Origin of the sequence: Arenibacter palladensis, assembly GCF_900129275.1 — a bacterium.
GTDB classification, from domain to species: Bacteria; Bacteroidota; Bacteroidia; order Flavobacteriales; family Flavobacteriaceae; genus Arenibacter; species Arenibacter palladensis.
Genome location: NZ_FQUX01000005.1, coordinates 49,426 through 62,572, shown reverse-complemented (window position 1 = coordinate 62,572; position 13,147 = coordinate 49,426). Strand labels below are relative to the sequence as shown.

At 41.6% G+C, this 13,147-nt stretch carries 9 protein-coding genes and 1 tRNA gene; 9 read left to right on the top strand and 1 reads right to left on the bottom strand.

All coding sequences use genetic code 11. From position 1 onward, the window contains the following. Nucleotides 1-169: 169 nt before the first annotated feature. From BUA60_RS14395 to infB, 4 genes are all read left to right on the top strand, one after another. Nucleotides 170-241, top strand: a tRNA-Gln gene (locus BUA60_RS14395). A 321-nt stretch (nt 242-562) separates the two neighbouring features. Continuing rightward, nucleotides 563-1,024, top strand: a complete 462-nt coding sequence (gene rimP, locus BUA60_RS14390; RefSeq protein ID WP_072862852.1) for a ribosome assembly cofactor RimP — start codon at nt 563-565, stop codon at nt 1,022-1,024. A 13-nt stretch (nt 1,025-1,037) separates the two neighbouring features. Further along, on the top strand, nt 1,038-2,270 hold the full coding sequence (nusA, locus tag BUA60_RS14385; protein ID WP_072862850.1) for a transcription termination factor NusA: 1,233 nt from the start codon (nt 1,038-1,040) through the stop codon (nt 2,268-2,270). Nucleotides 2,271-2,313: 43 nt separating this feature from the next. Then, nucleotides 2,314-5,124 carry a translation initiation factor IF-2 gene (gene infB / locus BUA60_RS14380; protein ID WP_072862848.1) on the top strand — a complete coding sequence of 937 codons (2,811 nt, stop codon included), beginning with the start codon at nt 2,314-2,316 and terminating at the stop codon, nt 5,122-5,124. Nucleotides 5,125-5,170: 46 nt separating this feature from the next. Here the strand turns inward: infB and BUA60_RS14375 are convergent, their stop codons facing one another. After that, nucleotides 5,171-5,542: an SPOR domain-containing protein gene (locus BUA60_RS14375; protein ID WP_072862846.1), complete on the bottom strand. Its 372-nt coding sequence runs from the start codon at nt 5,540-5,542 to the stop codon at nt 5,171-5,173. A gap of 228 nt (nt 5,543-5,770) precedes the next feature. On the opposite strand from BUA60_RS14375, the gene BUA60_RS14370 reads away from it, so the two are divergent. Genes BUA60_RS14370 through BUA60_RS14350 form a run of 5 tightly spaced genes read left to right on the top strand, consistent with a single transcriptional unit; the run spans nt 5,771 to nt 13,132 of the window. Beyond that, on the top strand, nt 5,771-7,099 hold the full coding sequence (locus BUA60_RS14370; RefSeq protein ID WP_072862845.1) for a c-type cytochrome: 1,329 nt from the start codon (nt 5,771-5,773) through the stop codon (nt 7,097-7,099). Between the two features lie 35 nt (nt 7,100-7,134). Then, a complete protein-coding gene (locus BUA60_RS14365; RefSeq protein ID WP_072862843.1) occupies nt 7,135-10,254 on the top strand; it encodes a TAT-variant-translocated molybdopterin oxidoreductase in 3,120 nt (1,039 codons plus the stop codon). Nucleotides 10,255-10,287: 33 nt separating this feature from the next. Next, nucleotides 10,288-12,036, top strand: coding sequence for an NrfD/PsrC family molybdoenzyme membrane anchor subunit (gene nrfD, locus BUA60_RS14360; RefSeq protein WP_072862841.1), 1,749 nt, complete (start codon nt 10,288-10,290; stop codon nt 12,034-12,036). Between the two features lie 2 nt (nt 12,037-12,038). Next, a complete protein-coding gene (locus BUA60_RS14355) occupies nt 12,039-12,560 on the top strand; it encodes a DUF3341 domain-containing protein (protein ID WP_031442390.1) in 522 nt (173 codons plus the stop codon). 11 nt (nt 12,561-12,571) lie between these two features. Then, nucleotides 12,572-13,132, top strand: coding sequence for a c-type cytochrome (locus BUA60_RS14350; protein WP_072862839.1), 561 nt, complete (start codon nt 12,572-12,574; stop codon nt 13,130-13,132). Nucleotides 13,133-13,147 lie beyond the last annotated feature (15 nt).

Below are 13,147 nucleotides of genomic sequence, written 5' to 3'. Positions count from 1 at the left end.
AATGCGGGTAATATAAAGTAGTGTGCCTTTTGGGCGAATAGTTTTTGTGCTGTTGTAGCCCCTACGTTATTGGATCTGGAAGAATATTTTTCTATTTTTTTGGATTATGGCATAAAAATATTTGTGCATATAAAACTTTGTTTTAAATTTGCACGCTCAAACGAGGTAGTGGCCTATGGTGTAATTGGTAACACAGCTGGTTTTGGTCCAGTCGTTCTAGGTTCGAGTCCTAGTAGGCCAACTGAAAGTTTAGAAGTAAAATCCCAATGCGAAGGTATTGGGATTTTTATTTTAGACGAAATTGTCCAAAGGTCGGGGCAAGTTTTTGATCTGCTTCCTAAATTGCCTTTTACATAATAAATAACTTAGATTATTGTGGAATCTAAAAATTATGTATATTTGCGGTGCTGAAAGAATATAAAGTATTCATGAGGGGACATTTTGTCCCCTCTTTTATTACTATACTTTAATTAAACGGCACGGTAAGAAAACAGCTTTATGTTATATTCTGAAGCAGATAAATTTCAGATTTAAGGGCATATGTTTAATAAAACCGAAGTATATGTTGAAGGATAAAGTTACTACACTTTTAGAGGAAGCGTTAAAGGAGGATCAATCACTTTTTTTATTGGATTTTTCGATATCCGCGGATAATAAAATAAAGATAACCTTGGATGGTGACCATGGTGTTACCTTGCAGGATTGTATGAATGTGAGTAGGGCTATAGAACACAATTTGGACCGGGAGGAAGAAGATTTTTCCTTGGAAGTGGCTTCTGCGGGAGCGGCTTCTCCAATTAAGTTGCCTAGGCAGTACACAAAGAATATAGGTAGAAAGCTTGAAGTAAAGACCCAGGATGGGGAATTCGAAGGCAAGTTAACAGAGGCATCAGGGGATAGTATTACCCTGGAGTGGAAAGATAGGGAACCCAAACCCATTGGAAAAGGGAAAATTACGGTTCAGAAAAAGCAGCAAATTGCAATTTCTGATATTAAGGAAGCTAAAGTTGTATTAAAATTTTAATTGTAGTTCAAAAATGGAAAATATTGCGCTAATCGAATCTTTTTCGGAATTTAAAGATGATAAATTCATAGATAGGGTAACGCTAATGGCGATTTTGGAGGATGTTTTTAGGAATGCGTTAAAGAAGAAGTTTGGTTCCGATGACAATTTCGATATCATTATAAACCCGGACAAAGGGGATTTGGAGATTTGGAGAAACAGGGTTGTGGTTGAAGACGGGGAAGTGGAAGATCCAAACGAAGAGATATCCCTTTCTGCAGCCAGAAAGATTGAGCCGGATTTTGAAGTGGGTGAAGATGTGTCCGAGGAAGTGAAATTGATAGATCTTGGTAGAAGGGCTATTTTGGCCTTAAGGCAAAATCTTATTTCTAAGATTCACGAGCACGATAATACTACCATCTACAAACAATTTAAGGATCTTGAAGGTGAAATTTATACCGCAGAGGTACACCATATTAGGCACAAGGCCATTATTCTTTTGGATGATGAGGGAAATGAGATTATTTTACCGAAGGATAAGCAGATTCCGTCCGATTTCTTTAGGAAGGGAGATAATGTACGTGGAATAATAGAGAGCGTTGAGCTTAAGGGCAACAAGCCTACCATAATAATGAGTAGAAGCTCCCCCTTATTTTTGGAGCAACTGTTCTTTCAGGAAATTCCTGAAGTTTTCGATGGTTTGATAACCATTAAGAAGGCAGTGAGGATACCTGGGGAAAAGGCCAAGGTAGCTGTGGATTCCTATGATGATCGTATAGATCCGGTAGGTGCCTGTGTTGGAATGAAAGGATCTAGGATCCATGGAATTGTCCGTGAATTGGGCAATGAAAATATAGACGTTATAAACTGGACCAGTAATCCACAGTTATTGGTTACTAGGGCTTTAAGCCCTGCCAGGGTCTCTTCGGTGAAATTGAACGACGAAAAAATGACCGCTCAGGTGTATCTAAGGCCAGAGGAAGTTTCCAAAGCTATTGGTAGAGGGGGGCATAATATTAGATTGGCCGGGCAATTAACTGGTTATGAGATTGATGTGTTCCGTGAAGGTGTGGAAGAGGATGTAGAGCTTACTGAGTTCTCCGATGAAATTGAAGCATGGGTCATTGAGGAATTTAAGAAAATTGGTATGGATACTGCCAGAAGCGTTTTGGAACAAGATGTGGATGATTTGGTAAAAAGAACCGATTTGGAAGAGGAAACAATTTTGGAAGTTGTGCGAATTCTTAAGGAAGAATTAGAAGATTAAACTATATATTAGCAGTAAATTACAAGAATAGGAATTTTTTTTTATGGCGGATAATGCAACGATAAGGCTTAATAAAGTCCTAAGAGAACTTAATATTTCATTGGACCGTGCGGTAGACTATCTCGGGTCCAAAGGGCACGATATAGATGCACGGCCTACCACTAAAATATCCAATGAGGTATATCAAGTTCTATTGGACGAGTTCCAAACGGACATGAGCAAGAAAGTTGCGTCCAAAGAGGTGGGTGAAGAAAAGAGGAAGGAAAAGGAAGCTATACGATTACAGCTAGAGCAAGAGCAGGAAGAGAAGAAGCTGGCAAGGGAAAAGAGGGCTGAGAAAGATAATATTATCAAAGGTCGAGTGGAACTTGCAGGTCCAAAAACTGTAGGAAAGATAGATTTGGATGCAGGCAAAAAACCAGCTCCTGCCGAACCCGCTAAATCGGAAGAGGTGGTTCCTGAAAAAGCACCTGAAAAAGCTCCGGAACCAGTAAAGGAAAAATCTCCAGAAGTAGTAGCCAAGGAAGAGCCTAAAGTGGAAGTTCCGAAAAAAGAGGAAACTACTGAGGCCAAGAAGGAAGAAGTAGCTCCAAAACAGGAAGCTGCAAAGCCTGAAGAGGTTAAGGCGGTGAAGGAAGAGAAGAAGGATGAGGCTCCTGCTGAACAGGATGCATCTGCGGAAAATGAGGTTATCGCCACCAAATATCAAAAACTAAGCGGGCCAAAAATTATGGGGGACAAAATAGACCTCACAAAATTTGAAAAGCCCAAAAAGAAAAAAGAAGCTCCAAAGACTGGGGATACGTCCGATAGGAAAAAAAGAAGGAAGCGTATAGTTTCCAAACCAGGAACAGACTCTACTAGTAGGCCGCCAGCGGCAAAAGGAAGAGGTCCTGTTGTAAGGCGGGCTCCTGGTCAGCGTTTTGTATCCAATGCCAAGGTAGAGCCTACTGAGGAAGATGTACAAAAACAGGTAAGGGAGACCTTGGAGAAACTTCAAGGGAAGTCCAAAAAAGGAAAAGGTGCCAAGTATAGACGGGATAAGCGGGATCAGCACCGTCAACAGACAGAGAAAGATCTTGAGCAGCAAGAACTGGAAAGTAAAATATTGAAGGTAACCGAATTCGTGACCGCCAGTGAGGTGGCTACGATGATGGATGTGCCTACGACTAAGATTATATCTGCATGTATGTCCCTTGGAATCATGGTAACCATGAACCAGCGTCTGGATGCAGAGACTTTGTCCATTGTAGCCGATGAATTTGGTTATGAGGTAGAATTTGTAACCGCGGACTTGGAAGAGAGTATTGTTGAGGAGGAGGATGCTCCGGAAGATTTGAAACCAAGAGCTCCTATTGTTACTGTAATGGGGCATGTGGATCACGGTAAGACTTCCTTATTGGATTACATAAGAAAGGAGAATGTTATTGCCGGGGAGAGTGGAGGAATAACCCAGCACATTGGTGCTTATGGGGTAACCTTGGAAAATGGTCAAATGATATCCTTCTTGGATACTCCTGGTCACGAGGCATTTACAGCAATGCGTGCACGTGGGGCCCAGGTTACGGATATAGCAATTATTGTGGTTGCGGCGGATGATGATATTATGCCACAGACCAAGGAAGCCATAAGCCATGCGCAAGCGGCCGGAGTTCCTATAATATTTGCGATCAACAAAATAGATAAGCCTACTGCCAATCCTGAAAAGATTAAGGATGGTCTGGCACAAATGAACCTATTGGTGGAAGATTGGGGTGGTAAGATACAGTCCCATGATATTTCGGCCAAAACAGGGCTTGGAGTTAAGGAATTGTTGGAAAAAGTACTTTTGGAAGCTGAACTTCTAGAACTGAAGGCCAATCCTAATAAGTTGGCTTCAGGTACCGTAGTGGAAGCCTTTTTGGATAAGGGTAGAGGATATGTATCAACTATACTTGTTCAGGCGGGTACTTTGAAAATAGGTGATTACGTCTTGGCTGGAACTTGCAGTGGTAAGGTAAAGGCTATGCACGACGAGCGTGGCAATAGTATTAAGGAAGTTGGGCCGTCAAGACCAATATCCATATTGGGATTGGATGGGGCTCCACAGGCAGGGGATAAGTTCAACGTTCTGGAAGATGAACGTGAAGCCAGGCAAATTGCTACCAAGCGATCTCAATTATTGCGTGAGCAATCGGTGAGGACACAGAGACATATTACTTTGGATGAGATTGGAAGACGTATAGCCTTGGGTGACTTTAAAGAATTGAACATAATCCTTAAAGGGGATGTGGATGGTTCTGTAGAAGCCTTGACGGATTCGTTCCAGAAATTGTCTACAGATGAAATACAGGTCAATATTATCCATAAGGCGGTAGGTCCTATTACGGAATCTGACGTATTGTTGGCCTCTGCTTCGGATGCGGTTATCATTGGATTTAATGTGAGACCAATGGGCAATGCCAGACAGGTGGCGGAAAAAGAAGAAATAGATATTAGAATGTACTCTATTATTTATGACGCCATCAATGATCTTAAAGATGCCATGGAAGGTATGTTGTCTCCTGAGATGAAAGAAGAGATTACAGGAACAGCGGAAATACGTGAAACCTTTAAAATATCCAAAGTGGGTACCATTGCAGGTTGTATGGTGACCAGTGGTAAGATCTTTAGAAACTCAAGCATTAGATTGATCAGGGATGGTGTAGTTATCTACACTGGAGAACTTTCTTCGTTGAAGAGGTTTAAGGATGATGTTAAAGAGGTTTCCAAAGGTTATGACTGTGGATTGCAGGTCAAAAATTATAATGATATTCAGGAGTTGGATATCGTGGAAGCATTCCAGGAAGTGGCTGTTAAGAAGAAATTGAAATAGCCGGATATTCCTTATATAAGGAGTAAAATATAAAAGAAAAAGCGACCTAATTGGTCGCTTTTTCTGGTTTTAAGAGCATGGCACTGGGATATTTTTGCCGTACCTCTATAAGTTTTCGCTCCCCTTCCAATTGGGTCTTAAAGCGTCCTATCCTAACCCTATAGCTGGGGGATTCAAAATCTATTTTAGTTGGCCAATCGGGGAAATCCTTATCTACGTTGGCCTTCAAGGTTTCGGCTTCCTGAAAGGAGCCAAATCCAACCTGAATTCTGTAATGGCTGCTATTTTCGTTTACAGATTTGTAGATTCCCAGTAGGTTTGTAATTTTTTCATCTTGCTGAATGTTGATGTTGCCCTGTTGTCCATGACAATAAAATACGGAACAGGCTAAAATAAGGGTAAAAGAAATGGTTTTCATAGGGTATTTTTGTTATGAAATTTAGACACTACAAATGTAAATTATTCAGAATCAATCAAAAGATTTTATTTTTATTTAGAATTGGTATAAATTATAAATTATCAATACCTTAACATTTCCCAAATAAAGTCTAATGCGTATTTTTGCCATCAATTTGAGCATGGTCAATCTATTTGTTATTGTAATGTATAAATATCATGCCAAACTTTCGATAGAAATATTTTTAATATGAAAAAGGTTCCATACCGCAATCTAATTTCTAAAGTTTTAGGTGTCAGTCTGGTAGTAGTATTACTGCTTTCAAATTCCCTTCTTGCTCAAGAATCTGCTGTGGCCTCATCGGGTGAAGGTGATGCTGCTAAGGGTAAACAGCTGTTTAATCAAAATTGTGCCGCGTGTCACGCTTTGAACAAGAAGATGACCGGTCCGGCCTTGGCTGGGGTCACCGAAAAGTATGACAAGGAGTGGCTTTATCAGTGGATAAAGAACAGTCCTGCAATGATTAAAGCCGGGGATGCCGATGCCTTGAAAATTTACAATGAGTACAATCAGGCGGCAATGACACCTTTCCCCTTATTGTCCAATCAAGATATTGATGATATCCTGGCTTACACCGATGCTCCTCCTGTAGTGGCTGCAGCTCCCGTTGCGGTTGCCGAAGGTGCGCAAGGGGGTGGGGATTCCTCTGGTATCTCCAATGAAATAATATTAGGTGCGCTGGCCTTGGTCTTTGCCTTGTTGGTGATGATGTTGGTTTTGGTGAACAAAACCTTAAGACGTATTGCTGAAGCCAACGGAGTGGTTTTGGAAAAGGAATTGGCAGAAAAAAGGTTGCCGATTTGGAAGGCTTTTGCCCAAAATCAGTTTTTGGTTCTTGTGTTTTCTATTTTTCTTTTGTTGAGCGCCGCTTATTTTGCGTATAGTTGGATGATGCAGGTGGGTGTAGATCAGGGATATGCCCCGATTCAACCTATTCACTATTCCCATAAAATTCACGCTGGCGATAATGCCATAGAATGTAAATATTGCCACTCTTCGGCCAGGGTTTCCAAAACTTCCGGCATACCATCTTTAAATGTATGTATGAACTGTCATAAGTCCATTTACGAATACAAAGGCAATCCAGAAGGTCCAAGTCAGGAAGATTTGGCAAATGGGTATACCAATGAGTTCTATACTGGTGAGATCAAGAAATTGTACAAGGCAGTAGGATGGGATGAGGAAAATCAAAAATATACTGGAGAATCCAAGCCGGTAGAATGGGTGAGAATCCATAATCTTCCCGACTTTGCTTACTTCAATCACTCCCAGCACGTTTCGGTTGCGGGAATAGAGTGTCAGACTTGTCATGGTCCGGTAGAGGAGATGGAAATTATGTATCAGTATTCTCCGTTGACCATGGGGTGGTGTATAAACTGTCACCGGGAAACAAATGTTAAGGTGGAGGGTAATGAGTATTACGAAAAGATTCATGCTGAGCTTTCCCAAAAATATGGGGTAGATAAACTTACGGCCGCTCAGATGGGTGGATTGGAATGTGGTAAGTGTCACTATTAATCAAACTAACTAGAAGATAATTTCAGATATATAATATGTCATCAAACAAAAAATACTGGAAAAGCGAGGCGGAATTAAACCCCAACGATTCCATTGTTGAGACGCTAAGACAAAATGAATTTGTTCAAGAGATTCCTGTAGATGATTTCTTGGGTGATAAAGAAACATTGGCGGCATCTTCGACCAACAGAAGGGATTTTCTTAAGTACGTCGGATTTAGTACGGCTGCGGCTTCATTGGCAGCATGTGAGGGTCCGGTGACCAAATCTATTCCTTATGTGGTGAAACCAGACAATATTATTCCCGGGGTGGCCAATTTTTATGCCACTACCATTGCGAATGGTTTTGATTTTGCCAGTATTTTGGTAAAAACCCGCGAGGGTAGGCCTATTAAGATTGAAAATAATACCGATGCGAAAATTGGCGGTAGTGCCAATGCACGTGTTCAGGCATCCGTTCTGTCATTGTATGATAGTACGCGTTTGCAGGGGCCTACCTTTAACGGGGAGCCTATTGCATGGAGCGATTTGGATGCGGCGGTAAAGTCTAAACTGGGATCCTTAAAAAATTCGACTAAAAAAATCGCGATATTATCGCAAACATACGCTAGTCCATCTACTTCTAGATTGATTGCCGAATTCAAGGAGGTATACGGAAATGTGGATCATGTTACTTATGATGCCATCTCCGAGGATGCTGCGCTTTCTGCCTTTGAAGCCAAATATGGTGAAAGGGCGTTGGCAGATTACAATTTTGAGAATGCCGAGATCATTGTTTCCTTCGGTGCCGATTTCCTAGGGGACTGGCAAGGTGGAGGGTATGATAACGGATATTCAAAGGGCAGGGTTCCTAAAAATGGAAAAATGTCCAAGCATGTGCAGTTCGAGGCCAATATGTCCTTGACCGGTGCCAATGCTGATAAAAGGGTTCCTTTGACCCCATCCGAGCAGAAAGTGGCCTTGGCCTATTTCTACGGAAAACTTAATGGTACTGCCGGTGGAGGTAATCTTCCGGAAAGTGCGAAAGCTGCCTTGGATGCAGTAGCCGCCCAGGTGCTTAAGAATAAATCAAATGCGGTTGTTGTTACCGGATTGGAAGATGTTAATGCCCAAGCGGTTGTTTTGGCCATTAATGAAATGTTGGGAAGTAAGGCGTTTGATGCTGCAGCCCCCAAATATGTAAGACAGGGTAATGTTAAGGCGGTTAATGCCTTGTTGTCTGATATAAAGGCTGGCAAAGTGGGAGCTTTGATTATGGATGGGGTCAACCCGGCATACTCATTGCCAAATGCGGCCGATTTTGCGGAAGGAATCAAGAATGTTGATTTAACGGTTGCCTTCTCCACCAATAGAAATGAGACAACGGAATTGGTGCAGTACGTTGGAGCTTCAAACCATTATTTGGAATCTTGGGGCGATGCCCAATTGAAGAAAGGGCATTATAGCCTTATGCAACCTACCATAAAGGAGTTGTTCGATACTAGGCAGGTGCAGACTGCTATGTTGAAATGGTTGGATAGTGATAAAACTTATTACGATTATATAAAAGAAACTTGGAGCGCTGGAATATTGGCGGGTAGTGACTGGAGTCAGGCATTGCACGATGGTGTTTTTGCTGCTGCTCCGGTAGCGGATGAGGTTGTTGCTGCGGCTGTTGCTCCAGTTGCAACGGAAGAGGTAGAAGCGGTAGCAGAGGTTCCTTTGGCTTCAGCTTTAAGAAGTTTATCCGGTGCTTCTGCAGATGGTATGGAACTTACCTTATATTCCAAAGTTGGGATGGGTGACGGACAGCAGGCAAGTAACCCTTGGTTGCAAGAATTCCCTGATCCTATTACCAGAGTTTCTTGGGATAACTATGTAACCGTTTCCAAAGCTGACGCGGAGAAATTGGGCTTGGTCAATGAAAATGTGGCAGATGGTGGTTTAAACGGTAGTTACGTAAAACTTACGGTGGATGGTGTTGCTGTTGATGGTGTTCCTGTGATAATTCAGCCTGGTCAGGCTCCTGGTTCTTTGGGACTTTCTTTTGGATACGGGAAAACCGTAGGAATGAAAAGTGAAATGCAGACAGGTGTGAATGCCTATGCTTTGTATAAGGATTTCTCCAACGTTCAGTCGGTAAGTATTGAGAAGTCTGCGGGCATGCACGAGTTTGCCTGTGTTCAGTTACATAAGACTTTAATGGGTAGGGGAGATATTATAAAGGAAACTACCTTAGAGATATTTAATACAAAAGACGCCAAGGAATGGAATGTTGTTCCTGTAGTGTCATTGGATCATCAGGAAGTTCCTGCTACTACGGTAGACTTGTGGGATAGTTTTGACAGATCTATAGGACATCATTTTAACCTGTCCATAGACTTGAATGCCTGTACCGGTTGTGGGGCTTGTGTTATAGCATGTCATGCAGAAAATAATGTACCTGTAGTAGGAAAGGCCGAAGTTAGAAAATCTAGGGATATGCACTGGTTGCGTATCGATAGGTATTACTCTTCGGAAGAGACATTTGCGCAGGATGATACCAAGAAAGAAGAATTTGATGGCCTGTTCGGGGACAAGGGGTCCTTGGGTGGATTTGGTGAAATGGAAGATCCATCAACCAATCCTCAGGTGGCATTCCAACCTGTAATGTGTCAGCATTGTAACCATGCGCCATGTGAAACGGTTTGTCCTGTTGCGGCAACTTCACACGGACGTCAAGGTCAAAACCATATGGCTTATAACAGATGTGTTGGAACTAGATACTGTGCCAACAACTGTCCATATAAAGTAAGACGATTCAACTGGTTCTTGTATAATGAAAACGATGAGTTTGATTACCACATGAACAATGATCTTGGTAAAATGGTGATTAATCCAGATGTTACCGTTAGGTCTAGGGGTGTTATGGAAAAATGTTCTATGTGTATCCAGAAGACTCAGAAGACAATTTTGGATGCCAAACGGGATGGCCGTGTTGTTAAGGATGGTGAGTTTCAAACCGCCTGTTCTGCAGCATGTAGTAATGGTGCTATGAAGTTTGGGGATGTAAATGATGCCGAGAGTGAAATTGTAAAATTAAAGGAAAGTAACCGCATGTATCACTTGTTGGAGCATATTGGGACCAAACCAAATGTCTTTTATCACGTGAAAGTGAGGAATACTAACGAAGCTTAATCAAATTAAAGGAACGTAACTATATATTAAATTATGGCGTCGCATTACGAAGCACCTATACGAAAACCCTTAGTTCTTGGAGATAAAGGATACCACGATGTAACCGTGGACATTGCAGCTCCGGTTGAAGGGAAGGCCAATAAGCATTGGTGGATTGTATTTTCCATTGCATTAGCGGCATTCCTATGGGGTGTTGGCTGTATAATTTACACGGTATCTACAGGTATCGGTACTTGGGGATTAAATAAAACAGTAGGCTGGGCCTGGGATATTACCAACTTCGTTTGGTGGGTAGGTATTGGTCACGCTGGAACCTTGATCTCTGCGGTACTATTGCTGTTTAGGCAGAAATGGAGAATGGCTATTAACCGTTCTGCGGAGGCGATGACCATTTTCTCGGTTGTTCAGGCAGGATTGTTCCCTATTATCCACATGGGTCGTCCTTGGTTGGCATATTGGGTATTGCCTATCCCCAACCAATTTGGATCGCTATGGGTGAACTTTAATTCACCATTGCTTTGGGACGTATTTGCTATCTCAACCTACCTTTCGGTATCCTTGGTATTCTGGTGGACAGGATTGTTACCTGATTTTGCGATGATACGTGATAGGGCGGTGAGGCCGTTCCAAAAGAAGATATACAGCTTAATAAGTTTTGGATGGACAGGTCGCGCCAAGGATTGGCAGCGTTTTGAGGAAGTTTCCTTGGTATTGGCAGGTTTGGCCACACCTTTGGTACTTTCAGTACATACCATTGTATCTTTTGACTTTGCCACATCGGTAATACCTGGATGGCATACCACTATCTTTCCTCCGTACTTCGTTGCTGGGGCCATTTTCTCTGGTTTTGCCATGGTGAACACCTTGTTGATCATCATGAGAAAAGTATGTCATTTAGAGGCTTATATTACCGTACAGCATATAGAATTGATGAACATAGTAATTATGTTGACCGGTTCCATTGTAGGTTGTGCTTATATCACCGAGTTGTTTATGGCTTGGTACTCCGGTGTTGAGTACGAGCAGTATGCATTCTTGAACAGGGCTACCGGTCCTTACTGGTGGGCTTATTGGGCAATGATGACCTGTAACGTGTTCTCTCCGCAATTTATGTGGTTCAAAAAACTAAGGACCAGTATTATGTTCTCTTTCTTTATCTCTATTGTGGTAAACATAGGAATGTGGTTTGAGCGTTTTGTTATTATCGTAACTTCATTGCACAGGGATTACCTTCCGTCTTCATGGACCATGTTCTCCCCAACATTTGTGGATATAGGAATATTCATCGGAACCATAGGATTCTTTTTTGTACTATTCTTGTTGTACGCCAGGACATTCCCGGTTATTGCACAGGCAGAGGTGAAGTCTATATTGAAATCCTCAGGGGAGAAGTATAAGAAATTGAGGGACGCAGGAAAGCCTTTGTATGAGATATCCAAAAGTAAAACAGTTGTAAAGGAAAAAGAACCTATCACTGATGATGTGTTGATGGGGGAAGTTGTTCCAAAGGCTGGTGATAAAGTAGGTGTTTCTGAACTTTTGGGTACTATAGGTACATTTGATCCTACCAAGGAGACAGCGGATGACCTTAAGAAGATTAAGGGAATTGGTCCTCAAATGGAAGCCACCTTGAATCAAATTGGAATATACACATTCGCACAAGTTGGGCGTATGACAGATAAAGAGTATGATTTGTTGGATTCCATTACGGAATCGTTCCCTGGTAGGGCGCAAAGAGACGATTGGGCAGGACAAGCAAAGATTTTAAATAATAAGAAATAATTATGGCGTCGAAAGTTATACATGCTTTTTATAATGATGACGATGTGCTAATGCATGCTGTTAAAAAGGTAAAAGCGGCAAAGCATCATATTGAAGAAGTTTATTGTCCTTTTCCTGTGCATGGTTTGGACAAGGCAATGGGACTTGCTCCAACTAGGATTGCAATAACGTCCTTTATGTATGGTTGTGTTGGTCTTACAGTGGCAATTGTAATGATGAATTACATTATGATCCAGGATTGGCCGCAGGATATTGGTGGTAAGCCTAGTTTTAGCTATTTGGAGAATATGCCTGCTTTTGTGCCTATCATGTTCGAATTAACGGTATTTTTCGCGGCGCATTTAATGGTAATTACTTTTTACCTTAGAAGTAGGTTATGGCCATTTAAAGAAGCTGAAAATCCTGATGTAAGAACAACGGATGATCATTTTTTAATGGAAATCGAAATTCATGACAACGAGCAGGAATTGAAGGATTTGTTGATGGATACGGGAGCAGTCGAAATTAATATTACAGAAAAGTAGTCATAGATATTATGAACAGTTTTAGCAAAATAGGAGTCTTGTTTGGTTTGGTATTATTAGTTGCTTCTTGTGCAAACACAAATAGCAGAAACTATCAATACATGCCCAATATGTATGAGTCCGTAGGTTATGAGACCTACCAGAAAGTGGATTTTCTTCCAGATGGGATGGAAGCTGGACTTCCGGCCGAAAATACCATAGCAAGGGGATGGATACCTTACGGAATTGAAAATACCATGGAAGGAAAGGAATTGGCAAGACTTAATCCAAGTCCGTTGGATTCTTTAAGCCAGGAGGCCAATCTTGCAGTAGGTAAGGAACTATATACTATTTATTGCGCAATTTGTCACGGTGACAAAGGAGACGGACAAGGTAATTTGGTAAAAAGGGAAAAGATATTGGGTGTTCCCAGCTATGCTGATGTAGCCAGGAACATAACAGTTGGAACTTCATATCACGCCATCTACTACGGATTGAATTCTATGGGATCCTATGCAGGGCAATTGGATACTGAAGAGCGTTGGAAGGTTGCTGAATACGTAATGAAATTGAAACAAGATTTAACAAAATAAGACCTAGATATTAGC